Source organism: Thermococcus onnurineus NA1, assembly GCF_000018365.1.
GTDB classification, from domain to species: domain Archaea; phylum Methanobacteriota_B; class Thermococci; order Thermococcales; family Thermococcaceae; genus Thermococcus; species Thermococcus onnurineus.
Genome location: NC_011529.1, coordinates 874247 through 895229, shown reverse-complemented (window position 1 = coordinate 895229; position 20983 = coordinate 874247). Strand labels below are relative to the sequence as shown.

General features: G+C 53.6%; 22 protein-coding genes and 1 tRNA gene. 16 read left to right on the top strand and 7 right to left on the bottom strand.

What is annotated here, in order from left to right; genetic code table 11:
- Positions 1–79: 79 nt before the first annotated feature.
- On the bottom strand, positions 80–1975 hold the full coding sequence (locus tag TON_RS04945) for a dipeptidyl-peptidase 5 (RefSeq protein WP_012571929.1): 1896 nt from the start codon (positions 1973–1975) through the stop codon (positions 80–82).
- Between the two features lie 126 nt (positions 1976–2101).
- On the opposite strand from TON_RS04945, the gene TON_RS04940 reads away from it, so the two are divergent.
- Positions 2102–4534 carry a tRNA(Met) cytidine acetyltransferase TmcA gene (locus TON_RS04940; protein ID WP_012571928.1) on the top strand — a complete coding sequence of 811 codons (2433 nt, stop codon included), beginning with the start codon at positions 2102–2104 and terminating at the stop codon, positions 4532–4534.
- A gap of 53 nt (positions 4535–4587) precedes the next feature.
- Here TON_RS04940 and TON_RS04935 read toward each other — a convergent pair whose 3' ends face one another.
- Positions 4588–4962: a hypothetical protein gene (locus TON_RS04935; protein ID WP_012571927.1), complete on the bottom strand. Its 375-nt coding sequence runs from the start codon at positions 4960–4962 to the stop codon at positions 4588–4590.
- A 212-nt stretch (positions 4963–5174) separates the two neighbouring features.
- Here TON_RS04935 and TON_RS04930 point away from each other — a divergent pair, with 212 nt between their 5' ends.
- The 6 genes from TON_RS04930 to TON_RS04905 all read left to right on the top strand — a co-directional run bounded on the left by TON_RS04930 (position 5175) and on the right by TON_RS04905 (position 9226).
- Positions 5175–5687: a TIGR00288 family NYN domain-containing protein gene (locus tag TON_RS04930; RefSeq protein WP_012571926.1), complete on the top strand. Its 513-nt coding sequence runs from the start codon at positions 5175–5177 to the stop codon at positions 5685–5687.
- Entirely contained in the window at positions 5684–6196 is a 513-nt protein-coding gene (locus tag TON_RS04925) for a TIGR00288 family NYN domain-containing protein (RefSeq protein WP_012571925.1), read from the top strand. The genes TON_RS04930 and TON_RS04925 overlap by 4 nt, the downstream gene beginning before the upstream one ends.
- A 38-nt stretch (positions 6197–6234) precedes the next feature.
- Complete coding sequence (locus TON_RS04920; RefSeq protein ID WP_012571924.1) at positions 6235–7170, top strand: calcium/sodium antiporter; 936 nt, start codon at positions 6235–6237, stop codon at positions 7168–7170.
- Between the two features lie 127 nt (positions 7171–7297).
- On the top strand, positions 7298–8440 hold the full coding sequence (locus TON_RS04915; protein ID WP_012571923.1) for a thiamine ABC transporter substrate-binding protein: 1143 nt from the start codon (positions 7298–7300) through the stop codon (positions 8438–8440).
- A 63-nt stretch (positions 8441–8503) separates the two neighbouring features.
- A tRNA-Arg gene (locus TON_RS04910) sits at positions 8504–8580 on the top strand.
- Positions 8581–8881: 301 nt separating this feature from the next.
- Positions 8882–9226: a hypothetical protein gene (locus tag TON_RS04905; RefSeq protein ID WP_238516362.1), complete on the top strand. Its 345-nt coding sequence runs from the start codon at positions 8882–8884 to the stop codon at positions 9224–9226.
- Positions 9227–9252: 26 nt separating this feature from the next.
- On the opposite strand, the gene asnS is transcribed toward TON_RS04905, so the two are convergent.
- Positions 9253–10545, bottom strand: coding sequence for an asparagine--tRNA ligase (asnS, locus tag TON_RS04900; protein WP_012571921.1), 1293 nt, complete (start codon positions 10543–10545; stop codon positions 9253–9255).
- 241 nt (positions 10546–10786) lie between these two features.
- On the opposite strand from asnS, the gene TON_RS04895 reads away from it, so the two are divergent.
- The gene (locus tag TON_RS04895; RefSeq protein ID WP_012571920.1) at positions 10787–12049 is read left to right on the top strand and encodes an amidohydrolase; all 1263 of its coding nucleotides are present in this window, start codon (positions 10787–10789) and stop codon (positions 12047–12049) included.
- Here the strand turns inward: TON_RS04895 and TON_RS04890 are convergent.
- Positions 12030–12443 (bottom strand): NfeD family protein, encoded by a 414-nt coding sequence (locus TON_RS04890; protein WP_012571919.1) that lies wholly within the window; start codon positions 12441–12443, stop codon positions 12030–12032. The two genes, TON_RS04895 and TON_RS04890, sit on opposite strands and share 20 nt — an antisense overlap.
- A gap of 19 nt (positions 12444–12462) precedes the next feature.
- On the bottom strand, positions 12463–13419 hold the full coding sequence (locus TON_RS04885; protein ID WP_012571918.1) for an SPFH domain-containing protein: 957 nt from the start codon (positions 13417–13419) through the stop codon (positions 12463–12465).
- 114 nt (positions 13420–13533) lie between these two features.
- Here TON_RS04885 and TON_RS04880 point away from each other — a divergent pair, with 114 nt between their 5' ends.
- The 7 genes from TON_RS04880 to ndk all read left to right on the top strand — a co-directional run bounded on the left by TON_RS04880 (position 13534) and on the right by ndk (position 18632).
- Positions 13534–15426 carry a phosphoadenosine phosphosulfate reductase domain-containing protein gene (locus TON_RS04880; RefSeq protein WP_012571917.1) on the top strand — a complete coding sequence of 631 codons (1893 nt, stop codon included), beginning with the start codon at positions 13534–13536 and terminating at the stop codon, positions 15424–15426.
- Positions 15427–15452: 26 nt separating this feature from the next.
- Positions 15453–16325: a helix-turn-helix transcriptional regulator gene (locus TON_RS04875; protein WP_394295138.1), complete on the top strand. Its 873-nt coding sequence runs from the start codon at positions 15453–15455 to the stop codon at positions 16323–16325.
- Between the two features lie 41 nt (positions 16326–16366).
- Positions 16367–16978, top strand: coding sequence for an HVO_0476 family zinc finger protein (locus TON_RS04870; RefSeq protein ID WP_012571915.1), 612 nt, complete (start codon positions 16367–16369; stop codon positions 16976–16978).
- A 177-nt stretch (positions 16979–17155) separates the two neighbouring features.
- Positions 17156–17527: a 50S ribosomal protein L7Ae gene (gene rpl7ae, locus TON_RS04865; protein WP_012571914.1), complete on the top strand. Its 372-nt coding sequence runs from the start codon at positions 17156–17158 to the stop codon at positions 17525–17527.
- A gap of 78 nt (positions 17528–17605) precedes the next feature.
- A complete protein-coding gene (locus TON_RS04860; RefSeq protein WP_012571913.1) occupies positions 17606–17818 on the top strand; it encodes a 30S ribosomal protein S28e in 213 nt (70 codons plus the stop codon).
- Between the two features lie 5 nt (positions 17819–17823).
- The gene (locus TON_RS04855; protein WP_012571912.1) at positions 17824–18030 is read left to right on the top strand and encodes a 50S ribosomal protein L24e; all 207 of its coding nucleotides are present in this window, start codon (positions 17824–17826) and stop codon (positions 18028–18030) included.
- An 89-nt stretch (positions 18031–18119) separates the two neighbouring features.
- Positions 18120–18632, top strand: coding sequence for a nucleoside-diphosphate kinase (gene ndk, locus TON_RS04850; RefSeq protein WP_012571911.1), 513 nt, complete (start codon positions 18120–18122; stop codon positions 18630–18632).
- Between the two features lie 2 nt (positions 18633–18634).
- Here the strand turns inward: ndk and TON_RS10440 are convergent, their stop codons facing one another.
- The gene (locus tag TON_RS10440) at positions 18635–18808 is read right to left on the bottom strand and encodes a hypothetical protein (protein ID WP_012571910.1); all 174 of its coding nucleotides are present in this window, start codon (positions 18806–18808) and stop codon (positions 18635–18637) included.
- A gap of 2 nt (positions 18809–18810) precedes the next feature.
- Positions 18811–19089: a hypothetical protein gene (locus tag TON_RS04845; protein WP_012571909.1), complete on the bottom strand. Its 279-nt coding sequence runs from the start codon at positions 19087–19089 to the stop codon at positions 18811–18813.
- 99 nt (positions 19090–19188) lie between these two features.
- Between TON_RS04845 and infB the strand changes: the two genes are divergently transcribed.
- Positions 19189–20982, top strand: coding sequence for a translation initiation factor IF-2 (gene infB, locus TON_RS04840; RefSeq protein ID WP_012571908.1), 1794 nt, complete (start codon positions 19189–19191; stop codon positions 20980–20982).
- Position 20983: the final 1 nt, after the last annotated feature.

Below are 20983 nucleotides of genomic sequence, written 5' to 3'. Positions count from 1 at the left end.
GCTGGATTATATACTGTGCGATTTACTTCGTCGATTTTCGTTTTTATGTTTTCAACCAAGGAAAAGGAGAGAGAAGAGCTTACTCTTTAAGCCACCTCTCCATCCACCCGGCTATAAGCTCCAACCTCCTAACCCTGTGTTTTGGCTTTCCACCCCTGCTTAAGTCGTGGTTCTCTCCAGGGAATATCGCGAGCTCCACCGTCTTGCCGAGGTACCTCAGCGCAGTGAAGAACTGGAGCGCCTCCGGGAGCCAGCAGCGGTAGTCCTCCGTCGAGTGGATTATGAGGAGCGGCGTCTCGACGTTGGGAGCGTACTTCAGCGGGCTCTTCTCCCAGTAGCCGTCGAGGTTGCCCCAGGGGTCGCCGCCTATCTGGTCCGGGGCGAAGAAGTAGCCGATGTCCGTCGTTCCGAAGAAGCTCACCCAGTTCGAGATGGAGCGCTGAGTAACTGCCGCCTTGAATCTATTTGTGTGGCCGACTATCCAGTTGGTCATGAAGCCGCCGTAGGAGCCGCCGGTGACGCCTATCCTCTCGGGGTCAATGAAGTCAAAGCGCTTTATGGCTTCGTCAACGACCTCCATGATGTCCCGATAATCGCGCTCTCCGTAGTGCTCCCTAATGTCCGCGAACTCTTCACCATAGCCGTCGCTTCCCCTCGGGTTGCTGAAGATTACGACGAAGCCCCTGGTCGTCAAAACGTGGAACTCGTGCATGAAGGAATAGCCGTAAGCCGTCTTCGGCCCGCCGTGGATTTCAAGCACGGCTGGATACTTTTTGCCGGGCTCAAAATCAACGGGCTTCATTATCCATGCGTCTATCTCAACGCCGTCGCTAGCCTTAACTTTGAAGTGCTCGGGCTTCGAGAGCTTGTAGTCTTTAATCCAGCCGTTGAAGTCGGTTAGCTTCTTCTCCTTCCCGTCCCTGAATATGTAGAGCTCCGTCGGAGTTACCGCATCCTGGGCGGTGAAGGCTATGTAATCACCGATGGCGAAGCTTTCAACGCTCCTGTCACCGCCGATGACTTTCTCAATCTTCCCCTTGAGGTTAACCCTGAAGAGATTCGCCCTCGGGCCATCGGTGGCAACATAGTAGACCCAACCGTCCTTAAAGCCAAGCTCTGCCCTCTGGGGTCCGCGAACGTCGCAGTTGAGCGAGTTGTATGCAGCACGGTCGAGCTTAGCTGTGAGCTTTCTTAGCTCACCCCTCTCGGGGTTGTAGTGGTAGATGTGGGTGTTGGTCGGAATCCCGCGCTCGCGCGTGTTGGCCTTCAGGATGAAGGTTCCATCGTCGAGTGGAATAAAGTCGCTTACGCTCCACTCTCCTGGGGTGAGCCTTCTCGCCTTCCTGCCCTCGAGGACGTAGAGGTCGCTCACCATCGGCTTCTTCTCTCTGTCCTCTTGGGCGATGAAATAGAGTTTGCCGTTGTGGAAGCGGATTTGGGAGACGTCGAGGTTCTTGGGGGTTATGCGCCTTTTCCTGCCGCTCTCGATATCAACGAGATAAACAACGCTCCTCCTCCCGTAAACCCAGCCGACGCCGTTAAACCAGTATGGAATCTCCTTGATGACGTGGACGTCATCTTTGGGCTTCTTCTCGATGTCTATAGGTGTAATAACGGCTATGCCCTTTCCGTCCTCCGTGAAGCGGAGGTCTTTTATCCCGTACTTGAATTTAGTGAGAAGCCTCGCCTCTCCGCCGTCCGTCGGAATGACGTAGAGCTCGGCTTCCCTGCTCTCCTTATCGCGCTTCGAGGTGAAAGCTATGAGCTTCCCGTCCGGTGAAAAGCGTGGGTTCCCGTCCTTCTTCCCGGAGGTGAAGGGCTTTACCTTCCTGCCATCGTAGAGGTAGAGCCTTGAGAAGTAGTCGTCATTCTCAACGTTTATCTCCGTGACCTGGAAGACGAACTTCCTGCCAAAAGCGTCGATGTTGCCGACGAGCTTGAACTTTCCGAGGTCTTTAATATCGAGCCCTTTCATGGAACCACCGATGGATTTGGGTTCTTTTCGTATAAAAGCTTAGCGTTTCGATGATTATCGAGAGACTCTCTGAACCTCCTAACCTTTTTAAGCCCCCTACCCTCTCTTCTCTGGGAGGTGACGGCCGTGACCGTCAAGGTCCGCTTTGATAAGGAAGTGAGAGACTACGCCAAGGGCGAGAAGGTTAAGGATTCCGTTCTCAAGCTCACCGAGACGGCCCTTGCTCAAGCTTTGGAGAAGTTCCACCGGAGAATGATCGTCATCGAAGGGGACACCCTGAGGAAGGCCGAGCTGGCCGGAATTCTTGCGGGAGCCTCGGCCAAGGTTCTGAGCGACGTTATAGACGAGCTGAAGAAGAAACGTCTCCGCGATGAAAGCGAGGATAAAATTGATGTCCTCTACGCCACCGATGCCCTCGGAGAGGAAACCTTCGGAAGGAAGCGCTACGAGTCTTTTAGAAAGCACTTCGACGTTTTGGCTGGTTCTAATGTTAACGTTAAAGCCGTAACCTTCAAGCACACCCGGGACATACTCGGAAGAACCTATGACCTCCTCGTTCTTGACCTCAGCTACGACTACTCCCCCAACGACCTCGGAAGGATAATCGAGACGGTTAGGGGAGGCGGCCTAATATTCGTGCTGGCCCACCCATTCGAGAAGTGGAAGAACATGTGGACGGGCTTCCACAAGAGCCTTGTTACTCCCCCATACACCATCGACGACGTCAAGAAGCGCTTCAACAGGCGTCTAATCAGAAAGTTCACGGAGCACGATGGCATCTACATAATTACCGAGAACGGGAAGGTCCGGAAGAAGCCCAAACGGAACAAGAGCCAGGCCAAGATAAAGGGCAGAAAGGGCGTCGATATTCCCGAAGAAACTATCTTCCCGCGCGAGCTCTACGAGATGGCCTTAACTGAAGGTCAAGTTGAAGTCCTGAAGGCCTTCGAAGAGCTCGTTGAGAACGAGGGTATGGTCGTTCTCACCGCTGACAGGGGCAGGGGTAAGAGTGTCTCCGTTGGAATAGCGGCGATAGGCCTTGCCCTGGCACTTAAGAAGCGCACAAGGATAGTAGTCACCGCCCCCGAACCAGAGAACGTGCAGAGCCTCTTCCGCTTCGCCAAAAGGGCCCTTGAGAGGCTCGGCTTCAAGCCCCACGTCGTTGAGGAGAAGGGTCTGATAAAGGAGCTCTACGCGAGGAAGATAGGTCTGCGCTATTATCCGCCGACCGAGGGCTACAGAAAAAGCGCCGACCTCTACATCCTCGACGAGGCCGCCGGAATCCACGTGCCCATACTCCACAAGTATCTGAACAAGCCGCGCGTAGTTTATTCCTCCACGATTCACGGTTATGAAGGTGCAGGTAGGGGCTTCTCGGTCAAGTTCCTCAAGAAAGCCCGCGAAAAGAGGGAATTCAAGGAGCTCCACATGGACGAGCCGATACGCTACGCCGAGGGTGATCCCATAGAGAAGTGGCTCTTCGACGTTCTGCTCCTTGATGCCGAGCCGGTCGAGCTTACCGACGAGGATTACGAGCTGATAAAGAAGAAAGAGGTTTACTTCGAGGAGCCCGACCTGGACGACTGGTTCGAGAACGACAGGGAAGACCTCAGGAACTTCGTTGGAATCTACATCCTCGCCCACTACCGCAACAGGCCGAGCGATGTAGCTTTACTTGCCGATGCCCCACACCACGAGGCCCGCGTTCTCCGCCTGAAGAACGGAAAGATAGTCACGGCGATACAGATAGCCAAGGAGGGCAACATTCCGAAGAAGGTCATAGATAAGATGGCAAAGGGCTACAAGCCCCGTGGGAACATAATTCCGGACATGATGGTCAAGCACCACTATTTGAAGGAGTTCGCCAAGCTGAAAGGCTACAGGATAGTTAGAATCGCCACCCATCCAGATGCGATGGATATGGGGCTTGGAAGCAAGGCTCTTGAGCTGCTCGAAGAGGAGGCGAGAAAGAAGGGCCTTGACTGGATAGGCTCGGGCTTTGGAGCGAGCGAGGAGCTCGTCCGCTTCTGGGTTAGGAACGGCTTTGCGGTGGTCCACCTCAGCCCTGCCAGAAACCCCGTCAGCGGTGAATTCACGGCGATAGTCCTTAAGCCCCTCAGTGAGAAGGCCAAGAAGCTCATAAAGAAGGCCAACGACGAGTTCCGCATAAGGCTCACCGAGTGGCTGGGCGACACCCACCGCGACCTCGAACCGGAGATAGCCCGCTGGCTCTTTGAGAGTCCCTTTGGAGAGGCCGTTGACTACCCCATACACCTGACCGAGGTCCAGAGGAAGCGCCTCGACGCCTTCACGGGTAAGGTGCTCACCTACGATACCGTCGTCGATGCAGTTAAGCCCATCGTCAAACTCTACTTCCTCGACGGCTGGATGAAGCCCTACCTCGACGAGCGCCAGATAAAGCTCCTCATCTACCGCGTCCTGCAGGCCCACAGCTGGGAAGAGACTGCCAAGCTCATTGACAGAACCGAGACCTTCACCATGATAGAGGTGCGCGACATAATCAGGGGGCTCTGGTACTACTACAAGCGGCTCCTGTGACCGGGCTCTGGTTCTCAGTCTTTTGTTTGTCCTTGGCTATTCCTTGTTCTCTTTCATTCCGCCCCGCCGTTCTGTCTGTTCTCCGATATTCTGCCGGCAGCCTTTATCAGGCTGTAATCAAAGACAGAGAGGGGTATGTAGACCACTATGAAGGCCCCCATGAACTGGAGCGTGCCCTCAGGCTGTAAGTTGAAGTGGTTCACTATGAGCGCCGCGAGGAGCGTGTTGAGGAAGACTAGGGAAACGTAGGTCTTGAATATGTGTTTTTTCAGCTTCTCTATCGTTGGTCTTATGAGCTGGGCGGCACTTATACCTGCTACGGCACCGGTTATTCCGTTGTCATCAAAATTGTCGCCCATAATGGTGTACACTGCAAAGAGTGCCATTAAGGCAGTTGTGATCCAAGAAGGAGCGTTGTAAGTTTCCATTTAAGCGGAACCTTTCCTGGACTTTTAACTTTCTTCACGACTAAAAGTTTCATCTCTCTCACCCTGATACGCCCCTTTCTGGTGGTGTTTTTATTCTAATCAGTTTTAAATTTTCCCGGGGAAGAGAATTAACATTTTTATAGGATTATCCCGTAGGTAAGGTGGTATCACAATGGTAGCTTGAGTGATGAACGATCTCAGCGGTGACAGCTATGTCAGGCAGCAACTGGGAGAAGATAGTATCGATAACAAAGGAGGGGATGCGGAGTATAGGAATGATGAGGCGAAAGATAAGCAGGGGTAAGAAGATAGCGCTGCTTATTGACGGCCCAAACATTCTCCGAAAGGAGTTTGGAGTAAAACTGGAAGACATAGTGGACGTTCTGGAGGACATCGGCGACCTCAGGGTTGCTAAAGTCATACTCAACCAGTACGCTCCTCAGGGTTTAATTGAGGCCGTCTCCAACCAGGGGTTTGAGGTAGTTGTGGTTTCCGGCGAGACTGGAGTAAAACTCGCAGTCGAAGCCATGAGAGAGATATACAACCCGAACATCGACGTCATAGCTTTGGCGACTAGAAACGCGGAGTTTTTGCCGGTTATACTCAAGGCAAAGGAGAAGGGCAAGGAGACGATAGTCATAGGTATAGAGCCGGGATTCAGCGCGGCCCTTAAACATGCCGCCGATTACACGATAATCTTGACACCGAATGGTGAGGAAGGATGAGGGAGACTCTCTTCAAGGTCCTTAAGCGCGGCGAGAAGGAGGTCGAGGAAAAGTCCCCAAAGCCAAAGAGCAAGAAGAGTATAGGCCTTATTATCGATGGGCCCAACATCCTCAGGAAGGAGTTCGGCATAAAGCTGGAGGACATCGTCGAGGCTCTGGAAAGGATCGGCAAAATCCGCGTTGCAAAGGTTGTCCTCAACCAGTACGCGCCCCAGGGGCTGATAGAGGCCGTGGTCAACCAGGGGCTTGAGCCAATTATAGTCGCCGGCGACACCGACGTGAGAATAGCCATAGAAGCCATGGAGCTCATATACAACTCCGACGTCGAGGTAATAGCCTTAGCGACCCGAGATGCTGATTTTCTGCCGATAATTAATGAGGCCAAGCGCAAGGGGAAGGAGACGATAGTTATTGGAGTTGAGCCCGGCTTTTCGGTGGCCCTCCAGAATGCTGCGGACTACGTCATCAAAATGGAGGGCAAGGGGAACGGGGGCTACGGAGCCAAATAACTTTTAAGGACTCTTCCCAGCCTACTCTGGTGAGGGCAGTGGTAGTTGAAATAGTCATGTTCATTGTGGGACTCGCCCTTCTAATCAAGGGGAGCGATTTCTTCGTTGAGGCCGCTTCGAGGGTGGCCAAGGGCTTTGGAGTGAGTGAGTTCATTATAGCGCTCGTTCTGGCAAGCATAGCGACGACCCTGCCCGAGGTCACAGTCTCGGCGATATCGTCCTATCAGGGAAAACCTGACATCGCCCTCGGAAATGCCATCGGGAGTGCCCTCGCCAACATAGCCCTTATCCTCGGTGTCTCATCACTCCTCCGCCCGCTTAAGGTCGAGAGAACCGCCTGGAAGAACGCCCTCTTCATGATAGTGGTCACAGCTTACGCTGGACTGCTCATGTACGACGGCACGATAAGCAGGCTCGACGGCGCGAGCCTGATACTCATCTACTTTGGCTTCCTCTACTACCTCTACCAAAAGCACATGACCCTGGAAGAGCTTCCGGAAGGAGGGCGCGGAAATCCAAAGCGGGACGCGCTTATAATGTTCGGGAGCGGACTGCTCGTTGTCACTGGTGCGAAACTCGTCGTCGACAGCGCCGTCACCCTCGCGAGGGCCTTCGGTGTTCCCGAAGTGATTATAGGGCTTACGATGGTCTCAATAGGAACCTCCCTGCCTGAGTTCACTAACTCCCTAATGGCCACCATAAAACGGCTCCCCAACATCAGCGTGGGCAACATCATCGGTGCCAACATCCTTAACATGCTTGTGGTCATAGGAGTTGCGGCGCTTATAAACCCAATCAGAGTTGACCAAACTATATATACCTTTATCCTCCCGCTAACGCTTCTTGTCATGGGCATATTGACGGGAGCGCTCCGCTTCACGGGCAGAGTGAGTAGAGCAACCGGTGGAGTCCTGCTGGCGATATACTGCTACTTCCTTTACCTGGCTGCTACCGGGGGAGTGAGCCTCCCCTAACGTCCAACGTTTTAATGTTTCCCTTGATCTGACTTTTTCAAGGTCACAATTCTGGGAGGCAAAGCTTTATTAGGCATCGTATTACCACATTATTGAAAATCACAACCGAGTATTTGGAGGTGATTCGATGAGGAAACTTGGCATCGCACTCCTAGTAGTGCTCCTTGTGGGGCTTTTCGCGGTTCCAAAGCCCGCTGCTGCCCAGGAAGAGCTGACTGTTTACTCCTACGACAGCATAGAGTGGTGGATGAAGGAGATAGTTCCGATATTCGAGGAGAAGTACGGTGTTAAGGTCAACCTCGTCCTCATAGGTGACGCTGGAGAGGTCCTCAACAGGCTCATCCTCGAGAAGGACAGCCCGCAGGCTGATGTCGTCGTCGGCATAGACAACAGCTACCTCGCCAAGGCTATAGATGCAGGCGTTCTCGAGCCATATAAGCCAGAGAACGCCGACGTTATTCCTGACTGGATAATCGAGAAGTTTGACCCAACCTTCCACCTCACACCCTACGACTACGGATACATAGCTATCAACTACCGCAAGGACATGGTTCAGAACCCGCCGACCAGCCTCGAAGACCTCATCAAGCCCGAGTGGAAGGGCAAGCTCATCATCGAGGATCCGAGGACCAGCTCGCCGGGAATGGCATTCCTCCTGTGGACGATAGCCGTTTATGGCGACGACTGGCTCTACTACTGGGAGAAGCTCAAGGAGAACGATGTCCAGATTGTCGAGGGCTGGAGCGCGGCCTGGGGAGCTTTCACCAAGGGCGAGTATCCGCTCGTGCTCAGCTACGCAACTTCCCCTGCTGCAACCGTTTACTATGAGAACAACACCAACATCGGCGCGGTCGCCTTTAAGGAGGGTAACTACCTCCAGATCGAGGGTGCTGGAATAGTCAAGGGCGCCAAGCACCCAGAGCTCGCCAAGAAGTTCATAGAGTTCCTCATCAGCGAGGAGGCCCAGGAGAAGCTTCCGGTCAACCAGTGGATGTACCCTGTCAACAAGAACGTCCAGCTTCCTGAGGTCTTCCAGTACGCGGTTGAGGTCGACAAGCCCGTCACCGTTGACCCGGCCGAGATAGAGAAGAACTACGAGGCCTGGCTCAAGCAGTGGACCGAACTCATGGTCGAGGGCAAGAGCGCTGACGAGATACTCGGCAAGACGACCACCGAAACCAGCGGGGAAACTGATAACGCCGGCATCTGCGGACCGGCCCTGATAGTCGGCCTTGCCATAGTGCCGCTCCTCCTTAGGAGGAGGCGCTGAATTCTTCTTCCCTTTTCTTCCCACCGTAACTTTTATAAGAGCGCCCTTTAACCACTAACCCGAGGGCCCGTAGCCTAGCAGGATAGGGCGCCGGCCTTCTAAGCCGGAGGTCGCGGGTTCGAATCCCGCCGGGCCCGCCAGTTCTACAAACTTCGCCTTCGCGAAGTTTGATCAAGGCTCGTGATTGCTTTTCAGAGTGTCTTCTTTTAGAGTGTACCTTATCAAAAGGCTGATTCTAGTTGGATTTCCTTGTTCTTAGCCGATCTTCACCGAGTCCCCTCAAATACGACGCCCTACGGGCGTCAAAAAGAAAAAACGGACTCAAATCTTAATAGCAAATTTCGAGTGAAATCACACCCTAACTGCCAAAATTTTAATGTGCACCGTTTAAACGGCCAATCCAAATAGAAATCACAAACTTTAATCAAACTTTGCAGTGTAATGCTTCCAAATATTTCAACTTTTCAAATTAAATTTAAGTATGGGAAGCACGAAAGCGTTGTTTGGGGTATAAAGATGAGTACTTTTACCGTTGGAGTGGGGAGTGTTATGGGCTTTATTGTCGGTATTCTCAATGGTGTAAACAAAGCGGACGAGATGCAACAAAAGATAAACATAATAATGGTAACGTCTGGAATTGCCCTCTCATACTTCGGGGGAACTATAAATCCCGAATGGGCTGTGGATTCCGTTGTTCAATTGCTTGTAAACTATATTATTGGATTGTCCATTGGAGGCGTCATAGGCTTAATGTTCTCGGCAGTTTTGGATATGATAAATTTTTAGAAAAGAGATTAGAGCCAAAAAGCCACTCACGGATACAACCTACTGGGCGTCCTCGGGAAGAGAGTGGCCCAGCGGACATGGTCGAGCTTCAGCACCCAGGCGACGAGCCTCTCCAGGCCGAGGCCGAAGCCGCTGTGTGGAACGCTGCCGTACTTCCTCAGGTCAAGGTACCACTCGTAGTCCTTCGGATCCATACCCTCATCGAGAATCCTCTGCACGAGCTTGTCGTAGTCGTCCTCACGCTGGCTTCCACCGATGACCTCGCCGTATCCTTCCGGCGCGAGCATGTCTGCCGCGAGGACCTTCCTCGGATCCTCCGGGTCTTCCTTCATGTAGAAGGCCTTGATGTGCTTCGGATAGCCGTAGACGAAGAACGGGCTCTCGAACTCCTGCGTTAAAATCCTCTCCTCGTCGGCGCCCATGTCCTCGCCCCACTCTATCTGAACGCCCTTGCTCTGGAGTATGTCTATTGCCTCGTCGTAGCTTATCCTCGGGAACGGTGGAACCGTGTTCTTGAGCGTCGTTAAGTCTTTCCTGAAGGTCTCGATATCGCTCCTTCTCAGCTCAAGTGTTCTCTGCACCATGTAGCTGACGAGCTCCTCTTCGACCTTCATGATGTCCCAGAGGTCCATCCAGGCAGCCTCAAGCTCGAGGTGCCAGAACTCGGTGAGGTGCCTCCTCGTCCTGCTCTTCTCGGCCCTGAAGCTCGGTGTAAGCGACCAGACCTTCTCAAGGCCGAAGATGGCTGCTTCGAGGTAGAGCTGGGCCGACTGGCTCAGGTAGGCATAGCGGTCGAAGTACTTGAGCTTGAAGAGCGTTGCGCCGCCCTCAACTGCCCCTGTGACGAGTATCGGCGGGAAGACCTCGTACCAGCCGTCCTGGAGGAGCCACTCTCTCGCTGCTTGCATGAGAGTCGCCTTCACTTTCATTATGCTCGCAACCTTCGGCGAGTGGAGGTGCAGGTGTCTCACGTCGAGCAGGAACTCGTCGCTTGCGTCCTTCGTTATCGGGAAGAACTCGACGTTCTGGATGACCTGAATTTTATCGGCCTGGACCTCCACACCCGTCGGAGCCCTTGGATCAGCCTTAACAACGCCCTCAATGATAACGCTCGACTCAATTCCGACCTTCTTAGCCTCGGCATAGGCCTCTTCACTCAGCTCCTTCTTGAATATCGTCTGAACTATTCCACTCGAGTCTCTAAGCACTATGAAGACCTTCTTTCCGACTTCCCTCTTTCTGTAAACCCATCCGGCGAGCTTGACGCGCTTACCTTCCATCTCGGGCCTAACGTCCGCGCAATAAATCTTATCAATCATCATTACCACCTCCAGAGGCTTTGAAATGGGCTTTATAACGGTAGCGATTCCAGACTACCCACGTTAACAGAAGAGCGTCAATTTATCCACGGCTCAAGGGCGGTTATTCCCTTCCTTATCATCAGTATTGGTGGCATGGCTCTACTTTTCCCTTTTCTGCATTTAAATCCTTTGGGCGATTTTATGTCGTTGTGTCAAAATTTTTAAGTATCCAGATGGCATATATTCAAAGGGTGATGGGATGTTTGCGCTCATTGGTACGGTGGTCGATGCTGAAAAGGTTCTGAAAAATCATGCAGTTTTGGTTGATGGAACCGAGGTAATCAACGTTATTCCCAGAGATAAGCTTGGAGAATATGGAGTTGATGAAATCTACGGTGGAGAGGGTTATCTCGTTCTGCCGGGTCTAGTTAACACCCACACCCACGTAGCCATGGCCAAACTCCGTGGACTCGGCGAGGATCTGCCAATAGAGCGCTGGCTCAAGGAGGTAATCTGGCCCACTGAGCTCACCTGGACGCCCGAGGAAATCCGCCGCTGGGCGCTCCTTGGAATGGCGGAGGCTTTAGCTAACGGCTCCACGACGATAAACGACCACTACTTCTTTGCCGATGAGATAGCCGGGACCGCTCGGGAGCTTGGAATACGCGCCTTCATCGGCCAGACGGTGATGGACCTGGTGGACTTTCCCCTCGCGGAGCCTGAAAAGGGCTTCAAGTTCTTCAAGCACTGGGAAGGAAAAGACGAACTCGTCAAACCCGCTTTAGCTCCCCACGCAACGAATACGGTCTCACTTGAGCTCATGCGAGAAATCGGTGCCTTTGCCCGCGAGAGAAACGCTTTACTCCACGTCCATCTCTCCCAGAGCAGGGAGGAGGTCAGGACCGTTAAGGAGCGCTACGGACTAACTCCCGTGGAATACCTTGCTGAGGCCGGCGTTCTCCATGAAAACCTCATTGGCGTGCACGGGATATACCTGAGCGATGGGGAAGTTAAGCTCTACTCCCAAAGCGGAGCCACTCTCGTCCATTGCTCCCTCAGTATGGCGAAGCTTGAGGCAAGGATAGCTCCGATAATTGAGCTTTACACCGCAGGGACGAACATAGCGCTGGGCAACGACTCTCCGAACCCCGTTGGCGTTATGGACATGTTCACTGAAATGCGCTTTGCGGCAGTGCTTAACAAGGTCTGGAGAAAGAGAACGGACGTGGCCAGCACGAGGGAGGTTTTCAGCTGGGCCACCATTGGTGGAGCCAGCGCTCTGAAGCTTAAAGCCGGACTGATAAAACCCGGCTACCTGGCTGACCTTGTGCTCATAAACGCGAGGAAACCCCAGTTCCTGCCCGGGGAGAACGTTTACTCCCATCTCGTCTACTCCACAAGGGGAAGCGATGTAGAGCTTGTGATAGTGAACGGAGAGATAGTCTACAGAAACGGCGTATTCACGAAGCTTGGAAAAACGCTGGAAGAATTATGGGAAGAGCTCAGACCTTCCGAACGATGAGTTTGACACCATCAACGTTGATTACCTTGACGGTGTCCCCTATCTTCAGCCTATCCTCGCTGAGGGCTATCCACTTATCGCCCTCGAGCTCGACGAGGTAGTGCTCCTTTCCGACCTCGACAACCTTTCCCTTTTTACCTTTGAGCTCGAAGGTGTACTTTAGCTTTCCGACGTCTTGGACGTTCCGTTTGATGTACCTCCCGATGACCATGTAGGAAATCACTGCCGCCACGAGTGAAACGACGAAGGACTCTGGAAAGCCCCGGTTGAAGCCGAGGAGCAGCCCGAGGACGGCGAAGGCAACGCCTATTGGAGTTATGAAAGCAGTGACCATCATGTCGAGCACTATTATCAGCAGTCCCAAAATTAAGAGGGAGATGGGGAGGGCATCCATGGCTTCTCACCATTGGCGGTTAGCTCATAATGTCCTTAAGCGTTTTGAGGTCGGGGTCACTTGAGCTTCCGGTTTCCTCGACGAATTTCTTCTCGTTTTTCGGCGGCTCTGGCAGGGGAGTATCTTTAACCTTCTGGAGGATTCTCAGCAGGCCTATAAGCGCCTCGGTGTCGTACGGGACGATGAGGTTACCGTACTTGGCCAGTTCGGGCATCTTCTCGATGTACTGTAGGGTTAAGTACTTCTCGTCCGCCATCTTCAGCGCCTCAAGAACCTTCCTTATGGCCTCGGCCTGACCCTCGGCGATGAGTATCTGCCTCTGCTTCTCACCCTCTGCCTTGAGTATCGCAGCCTGCTTCTGTCCTTCAGCCTCTTTGATGGCGCTCTCTTTCTTACCTTCTGCAAGGAGGATCATGGCCCTCTTTTCACGCTCGGCAGTCATCTGCTTGGCCATTGCCTCCTGGATGTCCTTCGGCGGGTCAATCCTCTGTATCTCGACGCGCGTTATCTTGACACCCCAACGGTCGGTTATCTTGTCAAGTTCTTCTCTAAGCCTGGCGTTGATTATGTCCCTGCCGCTGAGGGTCTCGTCGAGCTCCATCTCACCAATTATTGCACGCAGGTTGGTCTGGGCGAGCTTGACGATAGCCAGAAGGAAGTCGCTGACGTTGTAAACGGCCTTAACAGGGTCGAGAATCTGGTAGTAGACGACGGCATCGACGGTGACGACGACGTTGTCCTTACAGATGACCTCCTGGGGTGGGACATCCACGACGTGTTCGCGCATGTCCACAACCTTTACCCGCTCCATGAATGGGATTATGAAGTGTATCCCTGGCTCGAGGATTCTGTTGAACTTCCCGAGCCTCTCGACGAGGCCCTTCTGGTACGGCCGAATTACCTTGACGCTCAGCAGGAGCATTATCAAAAGAAAAACTCCCAGAATCAGCAAGGCAGCACTTGCGAAGGCTGGCATTACTATCGCCTCCAGTTAGTTTTCAAACTCGGAAGGATAAAACTTCTTATAAGTATTTCTGTTGAAGGACGACTTTATAAACCCCTCCACCTTCTGGAGGTCAGGTGAGAGAAAATGGGAAGGCCAGTCTTCCTCGGTAAGGCTTACATTCACTGGTGTGGAGAGTGCAACGTTCCGCTCATCGGCGAGAGCTGCGCCGTTCACGGAAAAGAGAAAACTTTCAAGCTCAACATCACTCCGCCGGGCGACCTGCGCTTCGCTTTCGAGAGGGACATCGAGTTCATACGCTCAATCTTCAAGGAGCACTACGGCGTGGACGTTGGTGAACTCTTCGAGGGCAAAATCGTCCTGCTCAACAAGACTCCAGGAGAGGACGACACCTACGAGATGATCGTCGACGGTTACGTTTTCGGCTGGATACGCTTCGACCCCATCGAGCTCCGCTGGAAGCCAGGCTTAAAGACTGAGGGTGCAATCGCCCTGTGGAAGCGTTTCGGCAAAAAGATGCGCAAATGGATAATCGTTGATGAGGGCGCGATAGAGCCTATCTTGAGCGGCTCCAACCTCCTCCCAGTTGGCATCCTGGAGGCTGAGGAGAGCATCAAGGTCAGCGACGACGTGGTTCTCATCTCCCCGAGCGGTGAGGTCGTGGCGACGGGTATAGCAAAGAAGGATTACAGCGCCTTGATCGCCAGGGAGCGCGGAACGGGCGTCAAAGTCAGGCGGCAGAAGAGCGTGAACTACCGCGAGGGAAGAAAGACCACGATGGAAGATGTCCTTCGGGCGAACAGCATCGAGCTCGAGAAGAAGGTAGCGGAAGCGAAGCGCTTCATGAGAAAAACTGCCATGCGTTACTCCGATCTGCCAATAGCGGTGGCCTTCTCCGGCGGAAAGGACAGCCTCGCCGTTCTCGGCCTTGCTTTGGAGGAGTTCGGCGAGGAGGGCTTCACAGTCTTCTTCAACAACACGGGCATAGAATTCCCCGAAACGCTTGAATACGTCAAAGAGTTCCAGAAGGAACTCGAACCAAAGGGGATAAAGTTCGTCGTTGCAGATGCTGGCGACGCCTTCTGGAGGGCACTTCACGTCTTCTCGCCGCCGGGAAGGGACTACCGCTGGTGCTGTAAGGTCACAAAACTTGGTCCGATAACGATGGCAATAAAGGAAAACTACCCCGAAGGAGTGCTTATGTTCGTCGGCCAGAGGAAGTACGAGAGCATAAAGCGCTTCAAGCAGCCCAGGATATGGAAGAACCCCTGGGTGCCGAACGAGACCGGCGCTTCCCCGATATTCCACTGGCGCGCTTTGGAGGTCTGGCTCTACATCTTCTCACGCGGGTTGAAGTACAACCCGCTCTACGAGGATAGGCTCGACAGGATAGGCTGTTTCCTCTGTCCGAGCTCGTCTCTGGCGGAAATCTACACGCTGAAGGAGGAGAAGCCCGAGCTCTGGGCCAAGTGGGAAAACGAGCTGGAGCGCTGGAGGAGGCGCTTTAACCTTCCGGAGGAGTGGATAACCTACGGTTTCTGGCGCTGGAAGAAGCTGAGCAGGGGTGAGAAGGCGATAGCAAGAGAGCTCGGCGTTGAAATTTCAGAAGAACGCTCCTGGGAGCCGGTGAAGTACTCGATCGAAGAAACGTCTGAAGGCTTAGCAACCCGCTTCAACACCGTTGTAAACCTCAAACGCATCCACGAAGTTGCCCCAATCCTCGGCGAGGTTGAGGAAGGCGAAAACTACATAAGGGCGGGGAAGGTTACATTTAGACCAGATGGAGCCTATACCGATGACTTCAACGAAGCCCTGCAGGCTTACTACCTCGTTAAGAGGGCCTACGAATGCGTTGGCTGTGGTGTCTGCGTGGGCAAGTGTCCTGAAGGAGCACTCAGCATAGATCCTGTGAGCAAAAAGATAATGGTGAATCCCGAGCTCTGCATCCACTGCAGGGAGTGTATGGACGTATGCCCACTCCTGAAAATCAAAAATCCCGAAGAAGGAAGTCAGCTCTGATTGGGCTATTCCTGACTCTCTTCATTTTGACAGTCCCTCTGGCGGGCGGACAGACCTATGACTATGAAATAAACGCCTACGCGGTCTATTTTGAGGTCATCAGTCCGGACGATATTAAGGAAACTATAGAGATAGACCTGACCTCGCATACAAACCTGAGCCAGTACGTTATCTACACGGACTACCCGGTTGATAACCCGAGCGCCATTGTGGAGTTGGGCAAGGGCGTTGAGACAATAAACGTGACCGTCAGGGAGGTGCTCGATGGGACCAACGCGGTCTACCTCAACTTTCCGATGCTTAAACCTAGCCAGAGCGCCAGGATAAAGCTTACCTTCGAGACAAGAGGGATGATAAGTGAGGCCGATGGTAAGGAGCAGTTTACATACTACATCAAGTTCAGCCAGCCAGTTGGGGTTTTCCACATGCAGCTGCTCGTTCCTAAGGGCTACGCGATTCTCTCGCCGATAATCCCATCTCCGGACAAGGTTGAAAGCTCCACCAACAGACTTCTCCTCGAGTGGACGAGGAACAACATTCGTGTGGGGGACGAGTTTTACTTCATTGTCGGCTTCTCTGGCGAGATAAAGATCGAGAAGCCTTCGCCGCTGACTTACCTTGTCCTCTTCCTCGCAGGCATGCTCCTTGGTGCCGGCGGCGTTTACGGTTACTTCCTCTACAACGAGCGGAAGCGTGAGAAGGAGATGGAGTTCCTGAGGGGCGACGAAGAGAAGATAATGGCAATCCTCCGTGAAGGTCCAGTTCTCCAGAGTGAGCTCGCTGAAAAGCTCGGCGTTTCCAAAGCAAAGGTCAGCATAATCCTCCGCGAGATGGAGGAGAAGGGCCTGATCACGCGCGTGAAAGAGGGCAGAACCTACCGCATCTATATCAAAGAGTAGCTTTATAAACCGCTCCCCTCTTCTTCCCACTGGTGAGAGACATGGAGGAGTACTTCATCTGTCCTGAGTGCGGTAGCGATGACGTTGAAGTCATCAAAGAGAGGGGACGGGAGCTTACCCTTCGCTGCAACGAGTGCGGCAATGTGTGGATCATAACGCTCCCAAAACTCGTAAAGGTTCCACTCATAGTTAGCAAGCACGAGAGGAGCTTCAAGACTTTCACGGAGCTTCCAGAAGGCGAGGAAATCAAGGTCGGCGACATAGTTGAAACCGAGGACGACGAGGTCAGAATTACCGGCATAGAGCTTGAAGGTGATAAGCGGGTGAACAAGGCCAAGATAGGCGAGATTAAAACGCTGTGGGGCGAGAGTTTAACCTATCCGAAGGTCATCAAGGTCTCCATCTACCTGCCGAAGGGAGTAACGCAGGCCTTCAAGGTTAAGGTGCCGCGTGATGAGGAGTTCGTCGTCGGTGAGGTTCTTGAAGTCGGCGGTTATACCTTCAGGGTCGAGAAGATAAAGACGGAAACCAAGATGCTCCACCACGGCAAGGCCAGGGCCGACAAGATAGTCGCCCTGATGGGTCACAGCATTCCACGCGCAAGGGCTAGGAGAAGTCTGGAGATCTATCGTGGCTATGATGAGAACGAGTGAGTTCTCTCAGGTCATTTTCGTTTCCCTGGCTGACCTCTGGGATGACGAGCTTGGCCGCTGCTGATGGCGGCTGTCCCGTTCTGCTTTTTCCCGCCGGCTATCGAAATCCTTTTAAACCATCGCCCAGAATTGAGCACGCAAAACTCGATGAACGATGAAGTTTCGGAGGGATGAAGGATGGCGAAGCCAAGCTACGTCAAGTTTGAAGTTCCGGCAGAGCTTGCTGAGAAGGCCCTTGAGGCTGTCGAGCTTGCTCGCGACACCGGAAGGATAAGGAAGGGTACCAACGAGACCACCAAGGCCGTTGAGAGGGGCCAGGCTAAGCTCGTTATCATTGCAGAGGATGTTGACCCGGAGGAGATCGTTGCCCACCTCCCACCGCTGTGTGAGGAGAAGGAGATCCCGTACATCTACGTTCCGAGCAAGAAGGAGCTCGGCGCTGCCGCTGGTATTGAGGTTCCAGCTGCCAGCGTCGCCATCATCGAGCCCGGCAAGGGCAGGGAGCTCGTTGAGGAAATCGCTATGAAGGTTAGGGAGCTCATGAAGTGAGCTCCTTTTCCTCCTTTCACTCACGGAAAGGTTTAAGTTCATCTCTGCGAGTGGATTTTTAGATAAGGGGTGTGAGAAATGAGCGACGAAGGATACCCAGCGGAGGTTATTGAGATCGTCGGCAGGACCGGCGTCACCGGTGGCGTTACTCAGGTCAAGGTCAGGGTCCTTGAGGGCCGCGACAAGGGCCGTGTCATCAGGAGGAACATTAAGGGCCCTGTCCGCGTCGGGGACATAGTCATCCTCAGGGAGACTGAGAGGGAAGCTAGGGAGATCAGAGCTAGGAGGTAATCGCGATGCCCAGGTGGAACGTCTGCTCCTATTGCGGAAGGGAGTTCGAGCCGGGAACCGGCAAGATGTTCGTCAGGAACGACGGCAGAGTGCTCTTCTTCTGCTCCAGCAAGTGTGAGAAGTACTACTTCATGGGCAGGAACCCGAGAAAGCTCAAGTGGACCAAGGCCTTCCAGGAGGCCCGCCTCCAGAGGGCCAAGAGGAGGAAGTGATTTCTTTTTTCTTTCGTTCCCTTATTCTGCCACATGTCCTTCTCCAAAAAGCCTTTTAACCGTGCCGTCAACTACTTCTGGTGTTGCCAATGGCGGACAAGAAGATAGAGCGCACCCTGGTTATCCTGAAGCCCGACGCCGTCGTTAGAGGCTTGATGGGCGAAATAATTTCCCGCTTTGAGAAGAGGGGGCTTAAAATCGTCGGAATGAAGATGATATGGATTACACGTGAGCTGGCGGAGAAGCACTACGAGGAGCACAAAGGCAAGCCCTTCTTTGAACCGCTGATTGACTACATAACCAAGGCTCCGAGCGTCGTCATGGTGGTTGAAGGCCGCTATGCCATAAGCGTCGTCAGGAAGATGGCGGGTGCAACCGACCCGAAGGATGCCGAGCCCGGAAGCATAAGGGGCGACTATGGCCTCGACGTTGGCGACGCCATATACAACGTTATCCACGCCAGCGACAGCCCGGAGAGCGCAGAGAGGGAGATAAAGCTCTACTTCAGCGAGGACGAGATATTCGAGTACTGGAAGGCCGCCGACTGGTTCTACCACACCCACGCCAGAGAAAAGAAGGAATACATGGACAAAATGGAGTGACTTCAGACCTTCTTCATCCTCTTTTCCACGTTTGACATCACCGTTACTTCATCGTGTTTCTTGTTGGCCTTTTCCAACGCCACTGCCTTCTTGAGCGTTCTTTCAAGGACATCTTTTCCGAGCTCTTTCGCGACTAACCTCTCTGTCCCTACCCTAACCTGAGTGATGTGGGTCATGTCTATGCCCCACGGAAGGAACCAGAGAAATACTGCCGCCCCAAGCTTCGCGAGGTACCCTCATCCTGACTCACTATCATTGCCGACGCCAGGAAGACCAGAAGGCCGAGGATGATGTGCTTCAGTGGGACACTCCTCTTCTCAATGTAGGCGACTTCAAGTGTCATAGAGAGCGAGAGCCTGAACAGAGATGCCCTGAACCTGTTTCTCCGCCAGATGATCAAAGCCAGACTAAACCCAACGAGCGCCCAAAAGAGTGCCACCAGCAGTTCCGTCAGCATTTTGCCGCTTCTCTGGAATTACCACCCGGACTTTTAATCCTTCCGCCCGAACGAACCCTTTAAAAACTCACGCCGGAGTATCTTCCAGAGGTGAGGGAAATGAAGAGGATTAGACAGCCGATCATAGCGGTTCTCGGTCACGTTGACCATGGAAAAACCACTCTCCTTGACAGGATCAGGCGCACAAACGTCGCCGGCAAAGAGGCCGGCGGAATAACCCAGCACATTGGTGCAACTGAGGTTCCGATTGAGACCGTAAAGAACCTCGCCGGTCCGCTCATCAAACTCTGGAAGGGCGAGATAAAGCTCCCTGGCCTGCTTTTCATCGACACGCCCGGTCACGAGGCCTTCACGAGCCTGCGCGCGAGGGGTGGTAGCCTCGCGGATCTTGCCGTCCTCGTTGTTGATATAAACGAGGGCTTCCAGCCCCAGACTATAGAGAGCATCGAGATCCTCCGGAAGAACAGAACGCCATTCATCGTTGCAGCCAACAAGATAGACAGGATTAAAGGATGGAAGATTGAGAAGGACGAGCCTTTCCTCGTGAACATCAAGAAGCAGGATCAGAGGGCCCAGCAGGAGCTTGAGACCAAGCTCTGGGAGCTGATAGGCAAGTTCTACGAGATGGGCTTCCAGGCGAACCGCTTTGATCGCGTCCAGAACTTCACCCGCGAGCTGGCGATAGTTCCGATTTCGGCCAAGTACGGCATAGGCGTCCCCGAGCTGCTCGTCCTTATCGCGGGTCTCAGCCAGAAGTACTTAGAGGAGAAGCTCAAGATTGAAGTTGAAGGCCCGGCACGCGGCACAATCCTCGAAGTCAGGGAAGAGATCGGTCTCGGAACTACCATAGACGTCATAATCTATGACGGAACGCTTCACAAAGATGATACAATCGTCGTGGGTGGCAAGGACAAGGCGATAGTGACGAAAATCCGCGCTCTGCTCAAGCCTAAGCCCCTCGACGAGATACGTGACCCGCGCTTCCGCTTCGACCAGGTTGACGAGGTTACAGCCGCTGCGGGTGTCAAGATAGCTGCTCCTGGCCTTGAGGAGGCCCTTGCAGGATCGCCGGTCATCGCCGCTCGCTCCGAGGAGGAGGTCGAGAAGGCCAAACAGGAAATACTCAGCCAGATACAGAGCGTTGTCATAAGCACCGGCAAGGTCGGTGTGATAGTCAAGGCCGATACCCTCGGCTCTCTGGAGGCCCTTAGCAAGGAGCTCCAGGAGAAGAACATCCCAATAAGGAAGGCCGACGTCGGGAACATCAGCAAGACCGACGTCATGGAGGCCCTGAGCGTCAAGGACGAGGATCCAAAGTACGGCGTCGTCCTCGGCTTCAACGTCAAGGTAAACGAGGACGCTGAAGAGGTTGCTAAGGCCAGGGGCGTGCCCATATTCACAGGCAACATCATCTACAAGCTCATTGAGGACTACGAGGCCTGGGTCAAGGGCGAGGAGGAGAAGAAGAAGCGCGAGCTACTCAGCAAGGTCACCTTCCCGGGCGTCATCAGGCTCTATCCTGACGAGCGCTATGTCTTCAGGAGGAGCCATCCTGCGATAGTCGGTATCGAGGTCGTTGAGGGCAGGATAAGGCCCGGCGTCACGCTCATCAAGCAGAACGGCCAGAAGGTCGGCGTTATTAAGTCCATCAAGAACCGCAACGACTTCGTGCAGGAGGCCAAGAAGGGCGAGGCGGTGGCAATAGCCATCGAGGGCGCGATAGTCGGCAGGCACATCCACCCAGGTGAGACGCTCTACGTTGACCTGAGCAAGAACGACGTCATAATCCTGGCGAAGCAGCTCAAGAACGAGCTCGACGAGACTGACATAAAAGCCCTGAAGATGACGGCGAAGGTGAAGGCCCAACAGGATCCGTTCTGGAAGGCGGTTTGAC